The organism is Salinisphaera sp. SWV1, assembly GCF_052044155.1.
Lineage (GTDB): Bacteria > Pseudomonadota > Gammaproteobacteria > Nevskiales > Salinisphaeraceae > Salinisphaera.
The window spans coordinates 1-24911 of record NZ_JBQDYE010000049.1 but is presented as its reverse complement, the minus strand read 5'-3'; the positions used below and the strand labels follow the sequence as shown (position 1 = coordinate 24911).

At 62.5% G+C, this 24911-nt stretch carries 21 protein-coding genes; 12 read left to right on the top strand and 9 right to left on the bottom strand.

Translation table 11 applies throughout. From position 1 onward, the window contains the following. Nucleotides 1–813: 813 nt before the first annotated feature. The 8 genes from ACS8YF_RS17630 to ACS8YF_RS17595 form a co-directional block, all read right to left on the bottom strand. Nucleotides 814–2310 (bottom strand): hypothetical protein, encoded by a 1497-nt coding sequence (locus ACS8YF_RS17630; RefSeq protein ID WP_440851423.1) that lies wholly within the window; start codon nucleotides 2308–2310, stop codon nucleotides 814–816. A gap of 252 nt (nucleotides 2311–2562) precedes the next feature. Next, nucleotides 2563–4944: a type II secretion system secretin GspD gene (gspD, locus tag ACS8YF_RS17625; protein WP_440851422.1), complete on the bottom strand. Its 2382-nt coding sequence runs from the start codon at nucleotides 4942–4944 to the stop codon at nucleotides 2563–2565. A gap of 232 nt (nucleotides 4945–5176) precedes the next feature. Further along, on the bottom strand, nucleotides 5177–5818 hold the full coding sequence (locus ACS8YF_RS17620) for a hypothetical protein (RefSeq protein WP_440851421.1): 642 nt from the start codon (nucleotides 5816–5818) through the stop codon (nucleotides 5177–5179). Then, nucleotides 5811–6467 carry a type II secretion system protein GspM gene (gene gspM / locus ACS8YF_RS17615; protein WP_440851420.1) on the bottom strand — a complete coding sequence of 219 codons (657 nt, stop codon included), beginning with the start codon at nucleotides 6465–6467 and terminating at the stop codon, nucleotides 5811–5813. Before gspM ends, ACS8YF_RS17620 begins: the two co-directional genes overlap by 8 nt. Next, entirely contained in the window at nucleotides 6464–7522 is a 1059-nt protein-coding gene (locus ACS8YF_RS17610) for a hypothetical protein (protein ID WP_440851419.1), read from the bottom strand. Before ACS8YF_RS17610 ends, gspM begins: the two co-directional genes overlap by 4 nt. Then, nucleotides 7437–8396, bottom strand: a complete 960-nt coding sequence (locus ACS8YF_RS17605) for a general secretion pathway protein GspK (protein WP_440851424.1) — start codon at nucleotides 8394–8396, stop codon at nucleotides 7437–7439. The genes ACS8YF_RS17610 and ACS8YF_RS17605 overlap by 86 nt, the downstream gene beginning before the upstream one ends. A 38-nt stretch (nucleotides 8397–8434) precedes the next feature. Then, on the bottom strand, nucleotides 8435–9010 hold the full coding sequence (locus tag ACS8YF_RS17600) for a prepilin-type N-terminal cleavage/methylation domain-containing protein (protein ID WP_440851418.1): 576 nt from the start codon (nucleotides 9008–9010) through the stop codon (nucleotides 8435–8437). 23 nt (nucleotides 9011–9033) lie between these two features. Further along, on the bottom strand, nucleotides 9034–9537 hold the full coding sequence (locus ACS8YF_RS17595; RefSeq protein ID WP_440851417.1) for a type II secretion system protein: 504 nt from the start codon (nucleotides 9535–9537) through the stop codon (nucleotides 9034–9036). Between the two features lie 177 nt (nucleotides 9538–9714). On the opposite strand from ACS8YF_RS17595, the gene ACS8YF_RS17590 reads away from it, so the two are divergent. The 12 genes from ACS8YF_RS17590 to ACS8YF_RS17535 all read left to right on the top strand — a co-directional run bounded on the left by ACS8YF_RS17590 (nucleotide 9715) and on the right by ACS8YF_RS17535 (nucleotide 24231). Beyond that, nucleotides 9715–10737 (top strand): acyltransferase family protein, encoded by a 1023-nt coding sequence (locus ACS8YF_RS17590; protein ID WP_440851416.1) that lies wholly within the window; start codon nucleotides 9715–9717, stop codon nucleotides 10735–10737. Between the two features lie 6 nt (nucleotides 10738–10743). Beyond that, a complete protein-coding gene (locus ACS8YF_RS17585; protein WP_440851415.1) occupies nucleotides 10744–12486 on the top strand; it encodes a GspE/PulE family protein in 1743 nt (580 codons plus the stop codon). Further along, complete coding sequence (locus tag ACS8YF_RS17580; RefSeq protein ID WP_440851414.1) at nucleotides 12476–13687, top strand: type II secretion system F family protein; 1212 nt, start codon at nucleotides 12476–12478, stop codon at nucleotides 13685–13687. The genes ACS8YF_RS17585 and ACS8YF_RS17580 overlap by 11 nt, the downstream gene beginning before the upstream one ends. A 55-nt stretch (nucleotides 13688–13742) precedes the next feature. Continuing rightward, the gene (gspG, locus tag ACS8YF_RS17575; protein WP_440851413.1) at nucleotides 13743–14183 is read left to right on the top strand and encodes a type II secretion system major pseudopilin GspG; all 441 of its coding nucleotides are present in this window, start codon (nucleotides 13743–13745) and stop codon (nucleotides 14181–14183) included. Nucleotides 14184–14211: 28 nt separating this feature from the next. Next, nucleotides 14212–14565 carry a type II secretion system protein gene (locus tag ACS8YF_RS17570; protein WP_440851412.1) on the top strand — a complete coding sequence of 118 codons (354 nt, stop codon included), beginning with the start codon at nucleotides 14212–14214 and terminating at the stop codon, nucleotides 14563–14565. 52 nt (nucleotides 14566–14617) lie between these two features. Further along, the gene (locus ACS8YF_RS17565) at nucleotides 14618–15412 is read left to right on the top strand and encodes an ABC transporter permease (RefSeq protein ID WP_440851411.1); all 795 of its coding nucleotides are present in this window, start codon (nucleotides 14618–14620) and stop codon (nucleotides 15410–15412) included. Then, nucleotides 15409–16644 carry an ABC transporter ATP-binding protein gene (locus ACS8YF_RS17560; protein WP_440851410.1) on the top strand — a complete coding sequence of 412 codons (1236 nt, stop codon included), beginning with the start codon at nucleotides 15409–15411 and terminating at the stop codon, nucleotides 16642–16644. Before ACS8YF_RS17565 ends, ACS8YF_RS17560 begins: the two co-directional genes overlap by 4 nt. After that, entirely contained in the window at nucleotides 16577–17950 is a 1374-nt protein-coding gene (locus ACS8YF_RS17555) for a class I SAM-dependent methyltransferase (protein ID WP_440851409.1), read from the top strand. Before ACS8YF_RS17560 ends, ACS8YF_RS17555 begins: the two co-directional genes overlap by 68 nt. After that, nucleotides 17947–21006: a glycosyltransferase gene (locus tag ACS8YF_RS17550; RefSeq protein WP_440851408.1), complete on the top strand. Its 3060-nt coding sequence runs from the start codon at nucleotides 17947–17949 to the stop codon at nucleotides 21004–21006. Before ACS8YF_RS17555 ends, ACS8YF_RS17550 begins: the two co-directional genes overlap by 4 nt. Nucleotides 21007–21095: 89 nt before the next feature. After that, complete coding sequence (gene gmd / locus ACS8YF_RS17545; RefSeq protein ID WP_440851407.1) at nucleotides 21096–22130, top strand: GDP-mannose 4,6-dehydratase; 1035 nt, start codon at nucleotides 21096–21098, stop codon at nucleotides 22128–22130. Beyond that, on the top strand, nucleotides 22130–23050 hold the full coding sequence (locus ACS8YF_RS17540; protein ID WP_440851406.1) for an NAD-dependent epimerase/dehydratase family protein: 921 nt from the start codon (nucleotides 22130–22132) through the stop codon (nucleotides 23048–23050). Before gmd ends, ACS8YF_RS17540 begins: the two co-directional genes overlap by 1 nt. Then, nucleotides 23047–24231, top strand: coding sequence for a glycosyltransferase family 4 protein (locus ACS8YF_RS17535; protein ID WP_440851405.1), 1185 nt, complete (start codon nucleotides 23047–23049; stop codon nucleotides 24229–24231). Before ACS8YF_RS17540 ends, ACS8YF_RS17535 begins: the two co-directional genes overlap by 4 nt. A 422-nt stretch (nucleotides 24232–24653) precedes the next feature. Here ACS8YF_RS17535 and ACS8YF_RS17530 read toward each other — a convergent pair. Further along, a partial coding sequence (locus ACS8YF_RS17530) for a chorismate-binding protein (RefSeq protein ID WP_440851404.1) occupies nucleotides 24654–24911 on the bottom strand: 258 nt, incomplete at its 5' end.

Genomic DNA, 24911 nt, shown 5'->3' with positions numbered 1-24911 from the left:
CCGTCAATAGCGACAGCGGAGAGATTGGCTTATCGATTATGCCGCCGGAAGGATGGGGTTAGTGGACCGTTTACGATGCAAGCGCATCGTCGGGCGATCTATCGCAGCACGGCGCAGAGCCCGTTGTCGCGTGATCGACCGGTCATTATCGTTGATTGGAGCGAGCTGGCACGGGATGGCCAATGGCAGTTATTGCGGGCGTCGATTCCCCGCCAGGGGCGCGCGTTGACCTTGTATGAAGAAGTTCATCCGCAACGCGATCTCGATAGCCCAGAAAACGGGGACAGACCACGTTTTCTTCGGGTCAGAAAACGTGGTCTGTCCCCTATTGTCCCGCCGGCCACGTGCCGCCCGATCGTGCTCACGGACGCCGGGATTTCACACGCCGTGGTTTCGATCAGTCGAAGCCCTGGACTGGGCTGGACTGGACTGCGCTGGGCCGGGATTGGATCGGGCGCCTCCGCGGGCGGGTGATGATCCGTGGCGATCGCGCCCATGCGGCTTGGCGTCCGGTAGCGGCGATTACGACAACGCACCCGTCAAACCTGAATCCCTGGGGGTCTGCGACATCACGCGAAGTCGGCCGACCTCGCGTTATTTGGTGCGTACGCGGCCGAGTGCTGCAGCGCCTACCGTGGAAATAGAACGGCGGCTCGGGACGGAGCGAGAAAACGTGGTCTGGTCCCTATTGGCCCCCGAGGCAAGGGCGTGGCGAGTTGGAATAAAAAAAGGCGCTCCGAAGAGCGCCTTTAAGAAGTGGCCTTTTCAAGCCACCGAATGCGGAAACCGCATCAATGCTTCAACAGCATCGTTCTACTTGTCCGACGTCATGTTGGTGAAGCCACCGTTGCCGTCACCCAAGTAGCTTTGTGCATTCAGCTTCGTGGTTGGAGCGGTCAGCTGAACCTGGGGCCGCTGGCTTGCAGTGAGCGACACACCAGCAGCATTCTCGACTTGCGTAGCCGAGTAGGTCTGCGACGCGCCCGCGGCCAGCGTACCCAGAGTGCCGCTACCCAGCGTGCTGCCATCCTGGCCCTTCAGCGTGACCGTAACCGGCGCACTGACGCTGCCATTGTTCGCCAAGCGTACATAGGTCATGTACGGCGCGGCGGCAGCCGGGACGTAATTCAGCAGGTTAATCGACGCACCATTCTCCTGCAGGTTATATAGCGACGCCGGCGAGGACAGCGAGTCCACAACCTTCGTGGTGGCAGTCTGGTCGAGAATTTGCAGCGTCGTCACATTCGGCTGGGTGGTCGGAAGCTGCACGGGATTGCTAACCGAGTTGTCAACCGCCATACAGAAAAAGACCGGGGTCTTTTCCGCGGCCACGGTACCGGACGGGAGGGTCAGGTCTACGCTCGAAGCCTTGCTCGGAGTAACAGCAGTGCCAACAGCAGTACCACTGGCGCAGTCCGCACCGGTGTTGAGCGACAGCGTCTCCTGCTTATTGGTCAAGAAGTTACCGGACAGCGTGACGTTGAGCTTACCCAGTCCGTTTGCAACCTTGTAGTCAGCGCCACTGCCGTTCAACTGGGTGCCCGGGGTGTTCGTGAGATAGAAGGCACCGAAATCAACATTAGAAGCGCTGAGGCCGCCTGTTACGTCGCTAAGAGGCGGTTTGGCACTCACGTCGATCTGGGCCGACTCTTGGTTAGCTGCCTTGACGGAGCCGGTCGAACTCGTGAACGCAGCATCGCCACTGCTCACGACATTAATCTGAATCGCCTGCTGCGAATCCGCAACGGTGCCGGATGCCGAGTCAATCGGGCTGGACGGGTAGCTCACCGGACTCGTCGCTGCCCCGTTGGCAAACGCGAAATCTGCGGTGATCTTGCCGCCCGCTGTCTGCAGCGCCGTCGCGTTCGACAAGTCGACCAGGCTGGGTACTGAACTCAGGCTGAAAACCGACTGTTGTCCATAGCCGGCGGATGCAGTGAACGTAAGAGCCAACACCGATCCGTCTGAACTAACGGCCTCACCTGATAAGTCCGCGTTGCCTCCGTAGGTCGCGTTGCCAGTACCCGAAATAGTGCCTGCGGCCGTGCTGTCCCAGGTCGCCCCGCCGGTCAGCTTGATGTAGATCGTGAACGTTGAGCCGCTTGCGATCACCTGATTCGGCTGATACCCCAAGCTCGGGCTGGCTACTTTCCCCAAGTTGCCAGCGGTTGCCGCCTCGGTCGCATAAGTATTGTAAGTCGAACTAGCGGTGCCCGCGAACGCGGTCGTGAACGCACCGCCCACAAACGTAGCAGCAACCGCAAGCGCCACGGCACTCTTTTTAGGAAAATACATCTGGTTTCTCTCCATTGAAACGGATATGAGACGTCTCTCGTCCTTGTCGACAACATCCCCCCAAAACCGCGATGACGAGAGCGCCATGGTCCGGGACGATGCGGACCAAGTGTAGGGACCTGCGGGAAAGGGTGTCAACAAAAATGCGCCCCAGGGCCCTGTTTTTGCGATGGACGGTCGAGCCGCGGCAAACCACAGGGGGCGCCGGCAATACGGCCGGCCACCGGCCGGCGGCGGACCGGCCCGACGGACCATGCCCGCCGGGGCTTATTGCGACAGGCCCGGGAAGCGATTGCGCAAGGCCTGGGTGACCGACTGCAGGCCACTGGCATGGCTCAGGATGTGCGGCGTCAGCAACACGAGCAGCTCGGTGCGGTCGTCGCTCTGGTTGCGGGTGCGGAACAGGGCGCCGATCCCGGGCAGGTCCTTGAGCAGGGGCACGCCGCTGTTGGAGGTGCTCTGGTTGCGCTTGATCAGCCCGCCGAGCACCACGGTGTCGCCGTTGGGGGCGGACAGGTCCGTCTGCACCGTGCGCTTCTGGATGGTGGGGCTGTTGCTGACGCCGGTGTTGGTGGAGTTGGCGTTGCTGACTTCCTGTTTGACCTGCATGTCGACATCACCCTGGCCGTGGATGACCGGGGTGACACTCAGGATGACGCCGGTATCGACGTACTGGATGCTCTGCAGGATGCTGCTGCTGCCGTTGATCTGGGTGTTGGAGGTCTGCTGCGAGGTGAGCACGGGCACCGAGTTGCCGACGTTGATGAAGGCCTGATGGCCGTTGAGGGCCATGATGCGCGGGGTGGACAGGATACGGGCATGGCTGTTGGTGGCGAGCGCCTCGATCAGCGCGCGGGTGGCGCCGCTGTTGTTGAGCACGGAGAAGTTGATGCCGCTGTTGGCGGGCACGCTGAGGCCGCCGAGGGTGCCGCCCTTGAGCACGGCATTGCCGATGTCGGCGGCACCGAGGGCCCAGGAGATGCCGGTCTGCTGGGTGTTGTTGAGGTCCACCTCGGCGATGGTGACTTCGATCAGGACCTGGCGTTCGGGCTGGTCGAGCTCCTGCAGCAGGCTGCGCAGTTGCTGGAAGTCCTGGGCGCTGCCGCGAAAGATGATGCTGTTGGTCGGCACGTTGACCACGATGTCCTTGCCGAAAACGCGGGGCTGGCTGCCGCCGTTGTTGTTGCGATTGCCGTTGCCGTTGCCGTTGTTGCCATTACCGTTGTTGTTGTTGCCGTTATTGAAGCCGCCATTGCTGTTGTTGCCCCCGGGGCCGTTCGACATGCCGCCCGTGCCGCCGCTGGTGGTTTCGGTGCCGGCGGTGCCGCTGAGGGTGAGCCCGCCGGGCGAGCCCTGGTTGCCGCTGCCGCTGCCGCCGCTGCCGCCGAAAAACTGGCTGACGGTGCGGGCGAGCGCGGTGGCGTTGGCGTTTTTCACGCGGTAGACATACAGGCCCTTGTTGCCGCTGCGCTGGCCGGGCGAGTCGAGCTTGTGGACCCAGGCCACGGCGTGCTGGAGCAGCTTGTGGTTGGGCGAGAGCAGGATGATGCTGCCGGAGGACGGCACCGGGATGAGCGAGATGGCGCCGGGCCCGTTACCCTGGCTGGACTCGCCGCCGACGGCATAGCCTTCGGAGCTGAGAACCTTGCCGAGTTTGTCGGCCAAGGTCTTGGGTTGCAGATAGGCCAGGCTGATCATGCGCCCCTGCGTGCCCTGCATGCGCGGTTGATCGAGCAGGTGCACGGCGTCGAGCGCATTCTGCACATCCGCGCGCTGGCCATAGAGAATGAGCGAATTCTGGCTGCGCTGCGGATAGATCTGAACCTGCTGGCCCTTGAGCAGGCTGTTGAGGGTCTGATAGACGTTCTGGAAATCAGCGTTCTGCAGTTTGATGTAATGGAATACCGGGCGCAGGTCCGTCGGGGTGCTGGCTTCGTTCTGGTTGCGCAGATACTTGGGCGCCACGTTCTTGACGTCCTTGCTGGGCATGACGCGGTAGAGCTGGCCGTCCTGGACCAGGGCCAGGCCGAAGCTGTTGAGCACGGTGCGGGTGGTGGCGATGAGCTGGGCCCTGGTGACGGGGTGGTCGGCGCGCAGGGTGACCACCTTGTTCTTGTCCTGCGCGACCCGGGGCGCGACATACAGGTTGAAGTTGAGCAGGTCGCCCAGCACGTACTGAATGAAGCCCGGCAGCGGCATTTGATCGAAGCTGATCTTGTAGCGCGCCGGCTGGCCGCCCTGGGCCGGAATCTTGGTGACCTGGTGGGTCTGTGAGCCGGCGTTGTTGTTCTGATTCTGGTTTTTGCCCTGGCCCTGGCCCTGGCCCTGGCTGGGCTGCTGCGGGATCTGCGCGCCGGACTGGCCGGGGCCGTGTTGCAGCATGTGCCGCAGCTGGGCCCGGGGCGAGGCGCCGCTGCCCGCGTAGGCCGCCGAGGGCACCTGTGGGGTGGCCTGGACCTTGGTCTGCGGTTTTTCCTGATTCCCCGCACGCAACTGCTCGCTCCCCGTTTTGGCCTGGCTCTGCTTCGGCTGAACCGGCTTGGGGATGTGCATGGGGGTGGTAATGGAGCAGCCGCCGAGCAGCAGGGCCAGCGGGCAAAGCAGGGCGAGAACATGCGTCAGGAAGGGGCGCGCAAGCTGTGTCGTCATGGAGCGGATGCTCGGGCTGAGGATGGGCAGAGGGGTCGCGAAGCGACACACTTTATCATTCCCGTTGTTGTACGCGGTTGCGGTGAGCGGTCTCGATTATTCTGTCGCTTGTGAAAATCCTTGATCGGGCGCGGGTTGCGCGATGATGCGTGCGTCGCCTTTCTTGTTTGCGCAAGAAAGGTCACTGAAGGAAGGCAACCCCGCACAGCGCGGCCAATGGCCGCGGGGCGTTTTAGCCGGCGTTGGGGGCGTTGTGGTCCGGGCTGGTTTTCGGCATGCCGAGATGGCTCTTGTCGTAGGGGAACAGGTGCAGGGTCTGGGTTCGCGCCGCACCGTTGCCGTTCTTGTCCTGGCTCTGGCCCTGGTTGTGGCTCTTGCTTTTGCCCTGGGCGCCCGCGTTGGCCTTGCTGTTCTTGTTGTCCGGCGCCGGGGCAAGGGTAATTTCGAGGCCGTGGATGGCTTGTATGCGGCGGCCGTCGGGCAGGCTGTCGCCCGGGCCGTAGGTATCGACCTGGTCTTTGTGCATGAGGACCACCCGCGGCTGGCCGTCGACACTGGTGATGCCGAGAATGGTGCTGTGCGTGGCGGTCTGTTTCGCGCTGTTGTGGCCGCTGTGGTTAGCGCTGCCGGCCTGTGCGCCGTTGCCGCCGCCAGCGCTGCCGGCGGGACTGCCCCAGCCCTGGCGTTGGGCCAGTCGGGTGGCGAGTTTCTTGGGGTCGGCGGGTGGCGCGATCGGGGCCAGATGCCAATCGCCGGCGCCGCCGGCCGCGTCGCCGCCGCTCGGCTGGGGCACGGGCACGAGCCACATGCCCCAGATCACCGCCACCGCGAGCAGGCCGATCAGCAGATAGCGTGAAGCGCGCGCTCTATCCATTGTCGGTATCCGTCGACGGGGCGTTGCTCGGGTTGCCGTTCGGGTTGTTGCTCTGGTTATTGTTCGGGTTCTGGCCCTGGCCGCGGAAATAGAACAACAGGCCGAGGGTGACGCGCGAGTCGGGCTGATCGTGGAATTCGAGCCCGTCGAAGATCACCTGCGGCTGCATGCCGGCGAGCCGTGCGAGTACGGTGGGCAGGGTGTTCGGGTCGAATTTGAAGTCGAGCTGCGCCTTGATGCGCCGGAAGTCGGCGTTGGGCACGGCCATGAGCTGACCCACCTGCAGGCGGGCGTTCTTGAGGTTGTTCTGGCGGACGAGCATGTTGAGCTTGTCCTGCAGGTTGGCCTGGGCGAGCGCGGGGGTGGGCGCCTGCCACAGTTGACTCTGCAGTTGCGACAGCCGCGAGCTGACCTGCTGGCGCCGCTTGCGCCATTGCTTCTGATCGGCGATCTGGGCGATGCGCTCGGCGCGCGCTTCGAGCTGCTTGCATTGCTGGGCGATCTGCTGGTTGGTGTCGGCCAGGGTGAGCACGCTGTAGAGCAGCATGATGGCCGCGATGGCCAGTAGGGCCTGACCGAGCCACGGGTGTTCGCGGACCTGGCGGAGCTGGGCCTTGAGCTGGTCGCTGAGTGGGTCGCCGAGATTCATGAGGCGAGCCCGATGGTGAGCTGAAGCTGACCGTTGCGGGCGTCCCCGGTGTTCACGCTGGCCACGTAGGGCAGGGTCTGGATGCGGCCGACGATCTTGGCGGTGTTGAGCAGTTTCTGGCCGGAGAACAGCACTTTGACCGTGTTGCCGGAGAGGTTGAAGTGCTCGATATGGACATTCTGCGGCATGGTCTTGAGCAGATCATCGATGATAACCAGCGGCGAGGGCTGGTCGAGATGTTGCTGCAGGGTCTGGACCTTTTGCAGGCGAGAGCGGGCCTGGGCGCGGGCCCGGATGAGCGGCTGGCTTTGCTGGCGCAGCGCTTCAATATGCTGTTGGAGTTGATGCTGCAGGCCCTGGTATTTGAAATAGCGCGTGCCTTGCCAGGCGAGCGCGAGAGCGAGCACGGCGAAGCCGGCAATCCAGAGCTTGCCGGTCTGGGCGCGCAGCTGGCCGAGTTCGTTGCCGGCGCCGCGGGCATAGGGGCGCTCCAGCCAGCTTGGCGTTTCGGCGGCGGGCGGCTCGGCCGGCGCGCTGGCCGATTGCCCGGCGCGGCGGATGAAGGCCTGCCAGGCCGCGCGCGCCGGCGGCTCGGGCCAGAACCGGCTGGCGCGCAATGCGCCGCGCTGCCAGACCTGGGCTTCGTAGCCGGTGGACAGGGCGAGCAGGCGCACGCCATCGGCGCGCGGCGGATGGGCCAGGGTTTCGGGCAGCACCACGGCGCGCTTGATGTCGCTGACACGGGCCTGATCCCAGAACCAGACTTGCGCGGCGTTGCCGTCCCACAGGGCGACGTGGCCGGTGCGGGCATAAGGGCTGCCGGCCTGGATCTTGAGCGCGAGCGCCTTGTTGCGCTGGGCCGCGGTGATCTCGGCCGGAAACGACAGGTATTCGAAGTGGATCAGCTCGCGCGCGAGCAGCATCTCGCGGCCGAGCAGGCCGCGGCGCAGGCGCTCGGTGCCCGCGCGGCTACGGAGAAAGCGCGCCGGCCGAAACAGGCTTGAAGGGAACCACTTTCGGAAGCGGTTGCGGAGGGCTTTTGGGCTTTCTGGCATCCAGTCGTCTCACCGACGCGAAGTCCCACGGGGCGTGGCTGCTCGAGGGCGTAAGCGCGACATTGTATTGCATGGCCGGAACCAAACAAGAACCGCAGGAGAGTGTGATGCGGAAGAACTTGGAGGGGAACGGGAACACCGTGAATTGCATCTGCATGGCGCTCAGGCCGGTGAGCTGACCCATGATGCCGATGCCGAGCGGCTGGTTCTGGCGATAGTTGACCAGCCGTTTGGCCAGCTGGCGGTCCACGCGGGGCAAAGTGGCCAACACGGGGATGGGCGCTGCGTTGGGGTTGATGCCGGGCACGGGCATGATGGTGAACAGCTGCATGAAGTCGGGGTTGTCGACGAGTTGCGATTGGCTTGCCCAGCCATACACCCGGCGCAGTTCGAGCACGCTGCGCAGCGGCCGGTTGCTGGGCGGGGCCATGTGGCGGGCCAGGTACTGGGGTTTTTCCGCGCCGTTGATTCGGCGGAGGTTGTCGGGGTCGGTGTAGTCCTTGAGGGCATCGTAGAACTGGCTCTGCTGATCGACCGGCAGGCCGTATTCGCCGAGCAGCCGTTGCAGGCGTTCGCGGCTGGGGTAGCGCAGGCTGATCAGGCCGCGGGCGTCCATGAGTCGCACCTGCACGCCGGTGCTGTGGTCGACGTAGGCGCGGTTGTCCACGCGCATGATATTCGGCGGCTTGCCGATGCCCTCGCGCGTGGGGCGGACCACGGCGAGCCGATAGAGCATGGTATTGAGCTCGGAGTGCATCGCCATGTGGTGTTCGGTCTTGTCGCGGGCGTTGGCGACAAGGTGGCGGGCTTCGCCGACCTTGTGCTGGAAATAGCCGACGGTGAGCGTGATGACGCTAAGAAACACCAGGGTCATCAGCAGCACATAGCCTTCCTGCTGGCTGCGTGCCGTGTTCATGGCACGAACCCGCCGCCGTTGTTGTTGCCGTTTGGCCCGGCGGATATCGGCAGCGGTCGGCGCTGGGGCTGTTGCACCGAGGCGGCCCAGACCACGGCATCGTCTTTCTTGATGACGATGACGTGGGGCAGCGGCGGGGCCGAGGCCTGCGGCGACCACTGCGCATGGGCCTTGCGCGCACTGTCCAGATACACGAAGCGACTGCCCGACGGCAGCTGCAGGATGTGTAGGCCATTGCCGAGCAGTTCGTCGTGGCCGTGCTGAGGCGCGATCTTCCAGTGCACGGCGCCGGGCATGCCGGGGATCTGGCCCGGTACGTCAAGGCTCAGGCCGGAGAACTGGTGGGCGTTGCCGGTAAAGCGGTGGGGGTTGTCGCTGCGAGTGGCGATGATGTCGTGCACGCTCTGGCGCCACCAGGCGGCGTGCATGTCGCGCTGGGAGGCGTTGATCATGACCTGGTCGTAGTGAGACTGCATGCGCCAGAGATAGCTCATGCCCTGCATGATCAGGGTTGTGATCAATGTCGTCAGCACGAGGGCGACCAGCATTTCTATCAGGGTGAAGCCACGCATGGCGGTGCCTCCGGCTGCCATCTTCAGGACAGCGGCCCGCGTGCCTTGCGGACCTGTTTGTAGCCGATCTGGGTCCAGGACATGCTGAACCAGTGGCCCTGCTGGGGGCGTGATACCGCGACGCTCACGCGGTAGAGCGCGACCTGGTACAGGCCGGTGCCGCTGGCACTGTTGACCTGGTCGCGCGGTGGCGCCACGGGTTTGCTTTGCCAACGGATACGGTAATGCAGGAACGCCTGTTGGCCGCTGCCCTGCTGCATGGGGTTGAGATTGTCGAGATAGCCGAGGATGTTGTTTTTCGCTTCGGTCTTGCGGGCGACATCCTGGATTCGGCCGACACTGATGAGATTGGTGTTGATCCAGTCGTAGGCGGCCATCGCGCCGACGCTGATCAAGGCCAGCGAGACGATGGCTTCCAGCAGGCCGAAACCGGCCATGGCGTGCCCGGATGAGGCGGCGGGTGCCCGCGACCGGAGGGGCGCGGTCGGCGACCTGGCCAGCGTGGAGTCGATCGCGTTGTGCGCCATGCGGTTGAGTCGGTCGGGCTGCGGCTTAGCGCGTGATTGTACATGCGCTGCGGCAGGCGACTGCCGACGTCGGTATGGGTTGTGCGCGTCTGGATGACCGGCCGGTTGCCCCAGAGGCTTGCTGTGGTTTCATTTGCAGGCTCGCGCGAGACGGCAACAGGCTCTAATATTGATGGAATGTTCGGTATTCTGCGCCTTGTACTGGCCAGCTTCGTGGCCGTGTCCCATTGCGGCGTGCTGTTCGCCGGGTTGAATCCCGGGGTGGCGTCGGTGGTGGTTTTCTACATGCTGGCGGGCTATATCATGGCCGACCAGTTTTTGCGCTATTTCGATCGTCCGGGCGATACCTGGGCCTTCTATCGCGACCGCGCGCTGCGCATTGTGCCGCCGTATCTGCTGTTCCTTGCGCTGGCGGGGGCGTTTATCTGGGCCACCGGCTATCGAGCCGGTTATATGCGCGGGCCGGTCGATGCGGCCACGCTGCTGCAGAATCTGTTCATCATTCCGTTGAATTTTTTCATGTTCACCGGGATCGGGCACGCGACCTTCATTCCGCCGGCCTGGTCGCTGGCCGCCGAGTTGCAGTTTTATCTGGTGGCGCCGGGGCTTTTGCGCGGCCTGCGTGCATTCCGGGCGGCGTTTGCGGTCAGCGCGTGCTGGTTTGTGGTGGCCGCCAGCGGGCTGGTGAATACCGATACCTGGGGCTATCGGCTGTTGCCGGGGATTCTGTTCATCTTTCTGCTCGGGGCGGCGATCCGGCGCCGGGATCGAGCGTTGCAGTGGGGCGCGGCGGCAACCGTGGTGGCCGCGCTGGCGGTGGCCTGGGCGGCCGGGCATGTGAGCGCACCGTATCTGCGCGAGGAACTGATCGGGCTGGTGGCGGGGATGGCCGCCATCCACGGGCTGGGGCGGCTGCCGGTTCACCGCTGGGATGTGCGGCTGGGCTATCTGGCGTATGGCGTGTTTCTGGCGCAGTTTCTGCCCATCTGGTATTTTCAGATGCATCCCGTGGGACCGCAGGGGTCGGCTGCCAATGTGCTGGCCGTACTGGGGGTTTCGTTCGGGCTGTCCTGGGCTGCATTCTGGGTCGTCGATCGGCCGGTCGCCCGCTGGCGCCGCCGTCATCGCCACGGCCGGGCCCCGGGCCGGCGGGCCGCGGATGCGGCCGAACCGGCTTGTTCCCAGAATGCGCGAGGGTGAGCCCCGATGACAGACGCACTTGAATCCCCCGACTCCCCACAGATGCTTGGCCAGATGCTGATTGCAGCCGGCCGCATCGATGCGGCCGAACTGGACAAGGCACTTCGGTTCCAGGCCGAATACGGCGGCTGGCTGGGCGCGGTGTTGAATCGCCTGGGCGTGTGCTCGGAGGATCGGCTGCTGCCGGTGCTGGCTGAGCAGTTGGGCGTGCATTACGCGCCGAACGCGCAGCCGCCCACGGCGGAGGCGGTGGCAGCGGGCATCCAGCATACCGGCTTTTCCGGCGACTGGTTCCTGTTCCGGCAGATTATTCCGTGGTTGGACGACGACGGGCAGCTGCATTTCGCTGGGCGCGACCCGGCCGATGTGCTGGTCAACGAGCTGGCCGAGGCGCGCGGGCTGGATGTGGCATGGCATCTGCTCGGCTCGCAGGCGGAGTCGCTTTGGCTGGGCCTGGTGGATGCCCGCTCGGGCGGCAACCGCGATGATGAAGCCTATCTGCGCGAACTGGCCGAGGAAGCGCCTGTGGTGTCGCTGGTGAACAATGTGCTCACCCAGGCGGTGGAGCTGGATGCCTCGGATATCCACCTGGAGCCCGACAACGGCGCGCTGCGGGTACGCTTTCGCATCGATGGCGTACTGGTCGATCATATGCGCACCACGGGCACGCGTATGGAGGCGGTGCTGTCGCGGGTGAAGCTGATGGCCGATCTGGATATCGCCGAGCGGCGCTTGCCGCAGGACGGGCGGATCAGCCTGCAGGCTGCGGGGATGACGCTGGATGTGCGTATTTCCACGTTGCCGGACACCGACGGCGAGTCGGTGGTGATGCGTCTGCTGCCCAAGGATGATCGCCGGCTCGATCTGGATGTGCTCGGGCTCGAGCCGGATCTGTACCAGCAGATGAAGCATGTGGCCAACCAGCCGCACGGGCTGATGCTGGTCACCGGGCCGACCGGCTCGGGCAAGAGCACCACGCTTTATGCGCTGCTGGGCGAGGTGAACAATGGCGAGCGCAAGATCATCACGGTGGAGGATCCGGTCGAAAACCGGATGCACGGCGTGGTGCAGGTTCAGGCGCATGCCGACATCGGCTACGATTTCGCGCGCGCGCTACGCGCCATCCTGCGCCAGGACCCGGACGTGATCATGATCGGCGAGGTGCGCGACGGCGAGACGGCCGGCATTGCGGTGCAGTCGTCGCTGACCGGGCATACGGTGTTTTCGACGTTGCATACCAACGACGCGATTTCGGCCTTCGGCCGGCTGATCGACATGGGGGTGGAGCCGTATCTGCTGGCCTCGGCCGTGCGCGGGGTCCTGGCGCAGCGGCTGGTGCGTCGGGTGTGCCCCCATTGCCGGGAACCCGAGGCCGCGCCGGATGGCTTGTCGGGCGTGCTGGACAGTCTGCGCGCGCGTTTCGGCGCGCTGCTGCCGGATGCCCCGAATTTTCACCGCGCGGTGGGTTGCCGCCAGTGTATGGGGACCGGCTACAGTGGGCGCGTGGGTATTTATGAATGGATCGAAGTGGGCCCCACGTTGGAACGGCTGGTCTCGGAAGCGGCCCCACGGGCACGGATGAGCGAGGCGCTGCCGTCGCATTTCCGGACGCTGCGCGAAGATGGGCTGCTAAAGGCCTGGCGCGGCCAGACGACGCTGGATGAGGTGTTCCGCGTGACCGGCGTGATGGAGGGTATGGACGAAGACAAGCCGGTATCTTCCGCGCTGGAAGTCGATCATGCCGGCTGAGTTGTTCCATTACGAGGCCACCAATGCCCAGGGCGTGGGCATGGAAGGGCATATCGAGGCGGACAGTGAGTCGGCGGCCTATCGGGCGTTGCAGGCTCAGGGGCTGTTGCCGCTGACGATTGCGCCGGCGCGCCAGCCGCGCGGCGGACGGCTGCGCAGCCGCCGGCTGACCGGGGCGATGCGCAAGCAGGCGGTGGAGGAGATGGCGACGCTGCTGGCGTCCGGCGTGCCGCTTTCCGAGGCGTTGCCGTCACTGCGCAAGGGACACGCCAACACCCCGCTCGGGACGGTGTTCGACGAACTGCATGCCGGGCTGCGCGGCGGCGATTCGTTTTCGGAATCGCTGGAGCGTTCGCGGCTGTCGCTGCCACCCGACGTGCTGCAGATGATCCGCGCCGGTGAGGCTGCCGGCGATCTGGGCGGGGCGATGCGAACCGCGCTGGACCGCATGGAATATGTCGCGTCGAGCCAACGTGAGCTGCGTAATGCGCTGATCTATCCGGCGATCCTGGTGATCGCCGGGCTGGCGGCGATCGTGCTGATATTCGCGATTGTGGTGCCGCGATTCCAGCGGTTGCTGTCCAAGGGCGGCGATTCGGTGCCCTGGATTTCCCGCGTCGTTTTGCACATCGGTATGTTTTTACATGACCACTGGCTTTTCGTGCTCGCCGGCGTGGCGGGGGTCGCCGGGGTGTGTTGGGCGTTGCTGCAGCAACCGCAGGTGCGGCGCACGGCGGAGGACACGCTGCTGCGTCTGCCGGGCATCGGCAGCTGGTTGCTGCAGGCCGAGATGGGGCGTTGGACGCATTCCCTGGGCGCGCTGCTGAGCAGCAAGGTGCCGCTGGCGCGCGCGCTGGCACTGAGCGCCGAGGCCGTGACCATCGCCAGCCTGCGGCGCCGGCTCACGACTGTACAGGCCAACATCCGCGCCGGCGAACGGCTGACCGATGCGCTGGAACGTCAGCATCTGATTGATCCCATGGGTGCTAATCTGTTGCGCGTGGGCGAGCAGTCCGGGCGGTTGGCGGAGGTACTGGCCTCTTTGACGAGGGTATACAATACGTCGGCCACGCAGCGCATGAAACGCTTTCTGCTGCTGCTCGAGCCGGCGGCGATTCTGTTCATCGGTGCGTCGATCGGGCTGCTGATGGTCGCGATCATGCTGGCGGTGACCAGTCTGAACAACGCGGTGCTCCAGTAGCGACCGTTTTTCCTTTGCCATGATGCCTGCGCGCCCGGCGCGGGAGGAGAGTTGAATGCAGCGCGCACAGCGTGGTTTTACGCTGATCGAAATGTTGGTGGTATTGGTGATAATCGGCCTGCTGGCCGGGTTGATCGGTCCGCGCCTGTTCAGCCAGGCGGACAAGTCGAAGGTCAAGACCGCCAAGGTGCAGATCAAAATGCTTAAAAATTCGCTGCAGACCCTGGAGTTGGACTACGGTCGGTTTCCGAACAACCATGAAGGATTGAGTCTGTTGGTGCAGCCGCCGTCGAACCCGTCACTGGCCAAGCGCTGGCACGGACCCTATCTGGGTGATCCGAAGGTGCCGAAGGATCCCTGGGGTTATGCCTATCATTATCAGGTGCCGGGGCCTAAGAACATGCCGTTTGCACTATGGTCCGACGGCGCCGACGGCAAACCGGGTGGCAAGGGCATTAATGCGGATATCGGCTATTTGCCGCCCGGGCGGTCGTAGGGCAACCGGCCCCGGCCGCGAGCGCGGCATGACGCTGCTGGAGATTACCGTCGTGCTGTTCATCGGGGCGCTGATCACGGCGGTCGTCATTCCGCAGGCGATGAAGATGATCGGGGCCTGGCGTGGCCATGGCCAACGCAGCGAGATCGTGCAGCAGCTCAATGAGCTGTCGCTCAAGGCCTATGTGCACGGGCATGGCTTCGAGTTGAACAACAAGACCGCGCCGAAGGTGCCGAAAGGATGGTCGCTCGAGGTGTTGAAGCCTATCCACTTCGCCGACAACGGCATGTGCACCTCGGGGCGCGTCCGGCTCGTGGCCCCGGATGGTGCGACCCAAGTTTATATGATGGGCCCGCCGGACTGTCATTTGAAGACTAAATGAAAGACGTGTGGAATAGCAGCGCGTGTCGGCACGCGTTCATGCTTTAGAGGATTTGAATGTTTTGATTGCTTCTGTCTGGCGCTACCGGGGTTTTATTGTCGGGTCGATCAAGAACGAGTTTCTGACTCAGTTCGCGAGCAGTCGGCTGGGCGGTCTCTGGATGATTCTCAACCCGCTGGCGCAAGTGGCGATCTATGCGCTGGTGCTGTCGGCGGTGCTGTCGGCCAAGATGCCCGGCGTGCACAGCCGCTTCGGCTATGCCATTTATCTGATGGCCGGCATGCTCGGCTGGAACCTGTTCAACGAGCTGGTCGGACGTTGCCTCAATGTGTTCATCGCCAATGGCAACCTGATCAAGAAACTGTCGTTTCCCCGCATCAGCCTGCCGCTGATTGCCGCCGGCAGCACGCTGGTGACCAATATGCTGCTGTTCGTGGCCATTTTCGTGGTGTTCACGTTAATGGGGCACTGGCCGTCGCCGGCGTTGTTGTGGTTGCCGCTGCTCACCGCACTGACCGTGGCGTTGGCTCTGGGTCTGGGGCTGCTGATTGGGATGGTGAATGTGTTCATTCGCGACGTCGGCCAGATCATGGCGATCGTGCTGCAGTTCTGGTTCTGGTTGACGCCGGTGGTCTATACCGCGCGCATGCTGCCGACAAGCTATCAGGATATTTTGCTGATCAACCCCATGACCGGCGTAGTGGAGGCTTATCACGCGGTCCTCGTGTATGGCCGCTCGCCGGATCTTGAAACCCTGATCTATCCCGCGCTGCTGGCGGCAGTGCTGCTCGCGCTTTCGTGGCGAATTTATCGGCGCGCTGCCGCAGATATGGCCGACGTGTTATGAGTCACGCGACACCGGTACTGGAAGTGCGCGGCCTTGGCAAGGCGTATCGCGACTACGGCGGCGAATGGCGGCGGGTGTTGTCCTGGTTCGGTTTCGGATTCAAACCGGTCGCCGAACAGTGGACGCTGCAGAACGTGGACTTCGAAATCCCGCCGGGCGAGGCGGTCGGGATCGTGGGCCAGAACGGCGCGGGCAAAAGTACGTTGCTCAAGATCATCACCGGCACGCTGCGGGCGAGCACGGGCGAGGCCGTCGCGCGCGGGCGTATTGCGGCGATTCTCGAGTTGGGCATGGGGTTTCATCCCGATCTCACGGGGCGGCAGAATGTGTACCACTCGGCGGGATTGATGGGCTTCAGCCGCGAACAGGTTGATGCGGTCATCGGCGATATCGAGACGTTTGCCGAGATCGGCGCGTATTTCGATGAGCCGGTGCGTACCTATTCCAGCGGTATGCAGATGCGCGTGGCGTTTGCCGTGGCGACCGCCTACCGGCCGGAGGTACTGATTATCGACGAGGCGTTGTCGGTTGGCGATACGTATTTCCAGCACAAAAGCTTTGCGCGGATTCGAGAGTTCCAGGCCGAAGGTACGTCGCTTCTGATTGTCTCGCACGACCGAACATCGATTCAGACGCTCTGCACGCGTGCGCTGCTGCTCGCCGAAGGCCGTGTGATCAAGGATGGCCGGCCGGAAGCCGTGATGGACTTCTATAACGCGCTGATCGCGGAAAAAGAAGAGAACAGCACCATCGAGGTGACCGAAACCGAGAGCGGCCGCGTGCAGACGCGCTCGGGCACGGGCGAGGCCCGGGTTGAATCGGTGACGCTTTGCGATGCCGCCGGCAAGGCGGTCGAGCACATTCGTGTGGGCGAGTCGGTTGCGTTGCGGGTCGCGTGTCGGGCGCATGTCGACCTGGAGCGGCTGGTGCTCGGTTATGTGATCAAGGATCGGCTGGGGCAGCCGATGTTCGGTATCAACACGCATCATCTGGGGGCAAGTCTCACCGACGTGTCGGCGGGCGAGTTTTTTGATTACACCTTTCGATTTCCCGCTAATCTGGGGGTCGGCTCCTATTCCGTGGCGGTCGCTCTACATGCGTCTGATACGCACGTGGCGGGTAACTACGACTGGTGGGACCTCGCAGCGGTGTTCGACGTGGTGAATGTCAACTGCCCGGTATTCACCGGCGCAATGTGGCTGCCCCCTGAATGGGAGTGTGAACGTGGCTGAAAACGGTTTTTATCGTGCCTTCGAGGACCGTTTTCGCGGCACGCGCGAGACTATCGACGCGCGGTTGCGCGTTTACCTGCCGTTTCTGGCGCCGTTGACTGATACGACGACCGCGGCGCGCGCGCTGGATCTGGGCTGTGGCCGGGGCGAGTGGCTGGAAGTCGTGCAGGCCCAGGGTTTTTCTGCCGAGGGGGTCGATCTGGATGCGGGCATGCTGGCGGCCTGCCGTGAGCGCGAGCTTGCGGTGAGGCAGGAGGATGCGCTCGCGGCGCTGGCGGAGATGGAAGACGAAAGCCTGGCTCTGGTTTCGGGCTTTCATATCGCCGAGCATTTACCGTTCGAGGCATTGCAGGCCCTGGTCAGCGAAGCGTTGCGGGTGCTCGCGCCGGGCGGGCTGCTCATTCTCGAGACGCCGAACCCGGAAAATATCCTGGTGGCGTCGCGGCATTTCTATCTCGACCCGACCCATCGTCACCCGTTGCCGCCGCCGCTGCTGGCGTTTCTGCCGGAGTACGCGGGCTTTGCCCGAACCCGAATCCTGCGGCTGCAGGAGGATCGGCGTTTGCACGGCGATGTGCCGATCGGGGTGCGTGAAGTGATCGGCGGTGCCAGTCCGGATTATGCGATCGTTGCACAGAAGCGTGGGTCAACGTCGCAGTTTGAACGTTTCGATACGCTATTCGAAGCGGAGTACGGCATGCCGTACGAGAGCCTGGCCGAGCGGTTCGATGCCCGCTTCGCCGGTGTGGAGACGAAGGTAGCGACGGCCCATGACACGGCCGAGCAGGCCCTCGATGTCGCCCGAACCGGCGTGGAGACTGCAACGCAGGCTCTGGAAGCCGCCCGAACCGGCGTCGAGACCGCGATGACGATGGCGCAGCAGGCGCTCGATGCTGCCGGCGCGGCGCAGTCGGAATTGCATTCCGTCTATAACAGCCGCTCGTGGCGGGTCACCGAGCCGCTGCGTTGGGGGGCGCAAGTCGCCCGTGAGGGACGTCGCCGGGCAAAAAGTACGGCCGTTCGATTGGATCCGGTCGACGGCGCAATCGACTACGTGAGCCGGCATCCGCGTATCAAGCGGCTGAGCCGACGGCTGGTGGCGTTTGTGCCCAATGTAGAACAGCGGTTGCGGCGACGCCAGGCAGCGCGCGCCGCTGCCCAATTTCAGCATTCCGCTGAACGCGGCGGGATGTCTGCGGGCAGATATCGCGGCCACGTGGACAGTTCACACGAACTCGGTCTAGACGTATTGATGCAGCGAATCCGCGCCGAGTTGGAGCAAACCGACGAGGAGCGCAGCGAATGAACAGGCGGCTGGAGGGAGAGCGGGTTGCCATTGTCGTTGCAGGTGCTGGCGCTGCTGGCGGCGCGGAGCGTTTTTACGCTGGTTTGATGGAGGGGTTCAGATCCATCGGAGCCGAGCCTGAACTTGTCACGGTTGCTGCCGAAGAGTTCAGTTTTGAGCAGATCCTTGAAAACTATGCGCATTGCGCGCAGCTGGATCTTTCTGAATATGCCTTGGTGGTATCGACCAAGGCGCCAACTTATGCCGTGCGGCATCCGAACCACGTTATTTACCTAGTACATACGGTTCGGGTTTTCGACGATATGTTCGAAGATAATTTTCCCGACGCCACGGCCGAGCAGCGGGTTCAGAGGTATCGGCTGCATGAGCTAGATTTTCAAGCGCTTTCCTCAGTTCGGGCGCGTTTTAGTATTGGTCATGAGGTTTCGCGTCGCTTGTATCGCTGGCGTGGCCTTGATTCGAAAGTATTGCATCCGCCGCTAGCATTTCATGGTTTTCGCGAAGGGCCGATAGGCGACTACTTTTTCCTGCCGGGCCGTCTTCACCCGTGGAAGCGGGTTGATCTGCTGGTTGATGCGGTACGTTCCTCGAAGCTGCCGTTAAAGTTGATCATCGCCGGCACAGGCGAAGCCGAGGCAATGCTGCGAGCACGCGCAGAGGATGACGATCGGATCCGTTTTCTAGGTCACGTAAGTGACCGTGATTTAGTCGATCTTTATGCGAATGCATTGGCTGTGCCGTTCGTTCCGCTGCGCGAAGATTATGGTTATGTGACTCTGGAGGCGTTTGCCAGCGGCAAGCCGGTGTTGACCTGCAGCGACTCTGGCGAGCCCAGCAGGCTCGTCCAGAATCTTCAGACCGGCCTGGTCGTAAAGCCGTGCGTTGACTCCGTTCGAGACGCGCTGGAATTTCTATGGCAGAGCCGGGACGACGCCGCGCGCATGGGACGTAATGGACGGCAGGTTACCGAAAATATGTCCTGGACGACAACAGTCGAGACTCTTGCCGACGCCGGTCTGGGCATAACGGACGGCGATGGGAATGAAGAACGGGCGCGAGTCGCGGTGTTGGATATGCAACCAATTGATCCACCGGTTGGGGGTGGGCGCCAGAGGCTACTGGGGCTTTATCATAATCTAGATTTGGATGCGCAATATGTCGGAACCTACGATTGGCCCGGCGAACGCCGTCGTGCCCATCGCTTGTCGCCGACGCTATTCGAGACTGATGTTCCGCTGAGTAATGAGCATCACGCTGCCGCAGCAGCGCTTTCCGCGCGAGTGGCGGGCAAGGTGGTGATTGATCTCGCGTTCAGCCAGCACGCACATTTATCTCAAGACTTCCTGGCCGAGGCTCGGTCTGCCATCGCTACCGCTGATGTGGTGGTGTTCTCACATCCTTGGGTCTATCCGTTGGTTCGGGATGCGCTGCGGCCCGATCACGTGGTGATCTACGATTCGCAAAACGTGGAGGGTTTCCTGCGGGCGCAACTCCTTGACGAATCCGACCCGACGGAAGCTTCATTGTTGCATCAGGTAGTCCAGGATGAATATGAAGTAGGTCGCCGCGCCGACTGGATTTTGGCGTGTTCTCACGAAGATCTGCTGCGCTTCAATCGCATATATGAGTTTGCGCTTGATCGTATGCGTTTGGTGCCGAATGGCGTTATGGCATTCGGAGACGCACTGCATCATACGGAAACTAGGACGCAGGCGCGCGAGGTGCTGCAGATCGATGTAGCGGCTTTTGTGGCTGTGTTCATCGGCAGCGGTTATGGACCTAATTTACAGGCCGCTTACTTCATTAATGACGAATTGGCACCGGCTATGCCGGACGTCATTTTCGTTATCGCTGGTGGCGCAGGTGACGGGCTGCGTCCTTCGGGCGCGAATGTTCGCATCACCGGATCGTTGGACGAGTCGATAAAGTATCGGTGGTTCCGGGCGGCGGACATCGCTCTCAATCCCGTAATGGCAGGATCGGGAACCAATATCAAGATGTTCGACTATATGGCGATGTCCTTGCCTGTGGTGACGACTCGAACCGGAGCGCGCGGCATTGATGTTGGCCGTCGGCAGGCATTTTGGGTCGTCGATCCAAAGGCGGCTGCATTCCGCGCCGCGATTGAAACTTTGATGGATTCGTCGGTACGTTTCCGCGCGGGCGAAGAAGCGCGTCAGTGCATCGAGGATGGCTATGCGTGGGAGCGCATTTCGGAGCAGCTTGGGATCTTTTTTGACGCTCGGATCCGAATTGCAAACCAGCCGCGCCCTTTGTTTTCGGTTGTTGTTCCCACCTATGAGCGGCATCACCAGCTTAATGAGCTAATGGACGCGCTGCGACGTCAACTGGAGCGCGATTTTGAGGTCATTGTGGTCGACCAGAGCGCCGACCGTTGGGAGGCCGCCGATGATGCATGGGGTTTCTGTCTGACGTATTACCATTGTCCGGTCAACGGGGCTGTTCGGGCGCGCAACACTGGAGCATTTCTGGCACAGGGCCAAATAATCGCGTTCGTCGACGATGACTGCGTGCCGGAGCCGAGTTGGTTGCTCAGTGCGCGCGGCTATTTTGAAAACCCCCACGTGGTTGGGGTTGAGGGTTTCATCGAGTCTGACCACCCGAACGACCCGGACTGGCGGCCGGTAACTAATCGCGACTTTCACGGCATCGGGTTCATGACGGCTAACTTGATGGTGCGATCGGGGGCGTTTCAGTACCTCGGCGGTTTCGATTTAAAGTTTGATCAGCCGCATTTTCGAGAGGATACGGAGTTCGGATGGCGGCTGCTCGAGATCGGCCAGGTTCCATTCGCCAGTGATGCCGTGGTGTTTCATCCCGCGCAGCCGCGCGATCTGCAACGCGAGTCTCACTCCGAGCGCGTTCGTTTGTTCACAAACGATGCGCTGCTGTACCAAAAGCATCCAGAGAAATACCGGGCGCTATTTTTCGCTGAACGTCATTTTGAGAAAACCCCGGGTTTCGCTGACTATCTCAGACAAGGGTTTGAGGTTCATGGCATCACCATGCCGGATTGGCTTGGCGAATATTTATAATATTGCCGTAACTATTTTTTATATTGTTCTTTGCGGCGTGCAGTGGCCGGAGAAAATACCTGCTGATTCAATCTAACGAGTTACATGAGATGCCGACTGCTATAATTACCGGTATTACCGGCCAAGACGGAGCCTACCTGGCCAAGTTGCTTCTTGAAAAGGGATATACCGTCCACGCTACCTTCCGGCGGACGAGCCTGGTGAATTTCTGGCGAATCCGGGAACTCGGCGTCGCTGACCATTCGAATCTGCATTTGGTCGAGTTCGACCTGACGGATCTCGGCTCTGCCATTCGCCTGTTGGAGAAAACGGGTGCCACGGAAGTTTATAACCTCGCCGCACAGAGTTTTGTCGGTGTGAGCTTCGACCAGCCCCATACGACGGCTCAGATCACGGGTATCGGCGCGCTGAATCTGTTGGAAGCCATCCGCATCGTCAACCCGGATATTCGTTTTTATCAAGCGAGTACGTCGGAGATGTTCGGTAAGGTCCAGGCAGTGCCGCAGGACGAGCAGACGCCGTTTCATCCGAGAAGCCCGTACGGCGTGGCCAAGCTCTATGCGCATTGGATGACGCTAAATTATCGTGAGAGCTACGGGATTTTCGGTGTCAGTGGTATTCTGTTCAATCATGAAAGCCCACTGCGCGGGCGGGAATTCGTTACCCGGAAAATCACGGACGGTATTGCCAAGATCAAGCTCGGCCAGCTGGATGTGTTGGAATTGGGCAATCTGGACGCGAAACGCGATTGGGGCTACGCAAAGGATTACGTTGAAGGAATGTGGCGTATGCTGCAGGCCGATATGCCGGATACGTACGTACTGGCAACCAACAGGACGGAAACTGTACGGGATTTCGTCTCCATGGCGGCCAAGGGTGTCGGTATTACACTCGAGTGGCAGAGCCGGGGCGAGCAGGAGCGTGGCCTCGACACGGCGACCGGCAAGACTATTGTGCGGGTGAATCCCAGGTTCTATCGCCCGGCTGAAGTGGATTTGCTGATCGGCGATCCGGCCAAGGCGAAGGCCGAGCTGGGCTGGAGTTCGGAGACCACGCTGGAGCAGCTCTGCGCCATGATGGTGGAAGCGGATATCGAGCGGAATCGGGCGGGAGTTTTGTTCTGATGGATGCGCCGGTTGTTCTGGTGACCGGGGCGAGCGGCTTCACCGGCCGCTATCTGGTGCCAGCGCTGGAAGCGCGCGGTTATCGCGTGGTCGGCTTGAGCAGCGAGGCGTCGGATACAAGTCGCACGCGCGCGATTGCCTGCGATCTCACGGACTCATCCGCTGTGCGGGCTGCGGTTCGGGACGTTGAGCCCGTATATGTGGTGCATCTGGCGGCATTGGCATTCGTCGGGCATGACGATGGCCGCGGCTTTTACGACGTCAACCTGTTCGGCACGCTTAATTTGCTGGATGCGCTTTCCCGTTTGCCAACGCCGCCGCGAAAGGTGTTGATTGCCAGCTCTGCCAACGTCTATGGCAAGCCTTGTGTCGAGGTGATCGACGAGTCGGTCTGTCCGGCGCCGGTCAACCATTACGCCTGCAGCAAACTGGCCATGGAGCACATGGTGCGGACCTGGTTCGAGCGCTTGCCGATCCTGATTTCCAGGCCATTCAATTATACCGGCGTGGGGCAGGATGAGAGATTTCTGGTGCCCAAGATGGTGGCGCAGTTCAGACGCCGCGCCGAAAGCATTGAACTTGGCAATCTGGATGTCAGCCGCGATTTTTCGGATGTCCGCGATGTGATCGGTGCATATATCGGGCTGCTGGAGTCGGGCTTGCATTCGGATGTTTTTAATGTCTGCTCGGGCAAAGCGGTTGCCTTGCGTGAACTGCTGACAATAATGCAGGGTCTGACGGGCCATGCAATGGAAGTTTCGGTCAACCCCGAGTTTGTGCGGGCCAACGAGATTCCGGTGCTGCGGGGATCGCATCGCCATCTGACCGACGTCATCGGCTACAAACCAAGCTTCGCGCTGCGCGATACGCTCAGCTGGATGCTTGCAGCCGGCACACCGAATGACGGAGGCGTCGGTTGAAGGTTTTGTTCAATGTGCATTCGTTGAAGTCCCCGCGGACTGGCATCGGGCTGTACACTGAACATCTCATCGATGCGATGGCGGCGGCGGGCGAGGTCGCTGAACTTGCCGGGTGCAAGGGGCGGCAGGTGTTACGCGGCGATATGCTTCGGAGCCTGGTGCACAGCGACCAGACGGCCGGCGACGCGCAACCTAATATATTTGCGAAAAAAGCGGCGTCGTTCAGCGGCGTGATCCGGGGTATGCCGGGCGCCTATCCCGCGCGCCATTTTATGCGCGACTGGCTGGCCAGGCGTTCCTTGAGATCGTTGGCGCATGAGGGATTCATCTATCATGAGCCGAACTATATGCCGCTGCATTACCCGGGGCCGGTGGTCATCACGGTCCACGATCTTTCGCATGTCCGATATCCGCAGTTTCATCCGGCGGAACGGGTGGCTTTTCTCAATCGGCACTTGCCCGGCGCATTGGAGCGGGCCGATCGGGTGATCACTGATTCACGTTTCGTTGCCGGGGAAATCGTCGATGTGTACGGCGTATCCAGCCGCAAGATCGCGGTGACCCATTTGGCCGCCGAAGGTGATTTCCGTACGCGCGAGCCAGCCGAGGTCGCCCCGACATTGCTGCGCTTCGGTTTGCGTAACCGGGGATTTGTGCTTTCGGTTGCCACGCTTGAGCCGCGCAAGAACCTGGAACGTCTGATTGCTGCTTACGCCGCACTACCGGATGCGGTGCGGCGCGATAATCCTCTGGTACTGGTCGGGGTTCGTGGTTGGCGCAATGCGACGCTGGTCGCGCGCTTGCAAGAACTCCTGGTCCGAGGGGAGGCGTTGTGTCTGGGTTATCTGCCGCGCCGGTGGGTGGCGGACTTGTACTCGTCCGCAGCTGTCGTCGCCTATCCCTCTTTATACGAGGGCTTCGGTCTTCCGCTGCTGGAGGCTTTTGCGAGCGGAACGCCGATCGTCACTTCGAATGTGACTTCCTTGCCCGAGGTTTCGGGCGGCGCTGCCCTTGAGGTTGATCCACTGGACGTGGATGCGATTCGCGACGGGCTCCGTGTGTTGCTGGAAGACGCGGATTTGCGATGTCGCCACGCCGAACTCGGCCTCCAGCGTGCCACCGAATTCAGTTGGGGTCGGTGTTCACGGCAGACGCTGGATGTGTACCGGCAATTGGCTTGATCGCTGATCGGGAACGATAGCGGCAGCGCCAGCAAACACACAAAGCGTCGATTTGGGGCCATACCCACGCGCTGGCAGCCCCGTTGGACGCTGGGAAGTGGCGGAAGTGATGCGATTGGCCGACGCCGCTGAAGCCAAACGCCTGCTGGAGCGGTTTGTGACCGCCTACGAAACAACGGCCCCGGATCTGGCGGGTTGGTTCTGAAACCGCATTGCCCGAAGGGCTCGCGGTCTTTACGTTGCCCGAACATTAGTGCAAACGCATTCGCACCCGTACCTGTCATGCGATGGAGCGGATGAACACGCAGGTCAACCGCCATACCGGGTGGCAACTATCCTGACATTGGGGCCTGTGGTGTGCGGGTCGTCACCGCCGGCGCCATGCAAATCCCGACCGACCGGCGCGGGCGTATATGAATGGATCAGCGGTTCTGCGTCCCCTCGCCGATCGGCCGGCGTGTGGCCAGCCCCTGTTCGGCCAGGGCCGCGGCCTTCATCACCGCGCGGGCCTTGTTCATGGTTTCTTCCCACTCGGCGGTGGGTTGGCTGTCGGCGACGATGCCGCCGCCGGCCTGGACATGGATCTCGCCGTTCTTGATCACGGCGGTGCGGATCGCGATCGCCAGATCCATGCTGCCGTTGCCGGCCAGATAGCCCACCGCGCCGCCGTAGACGCCGCG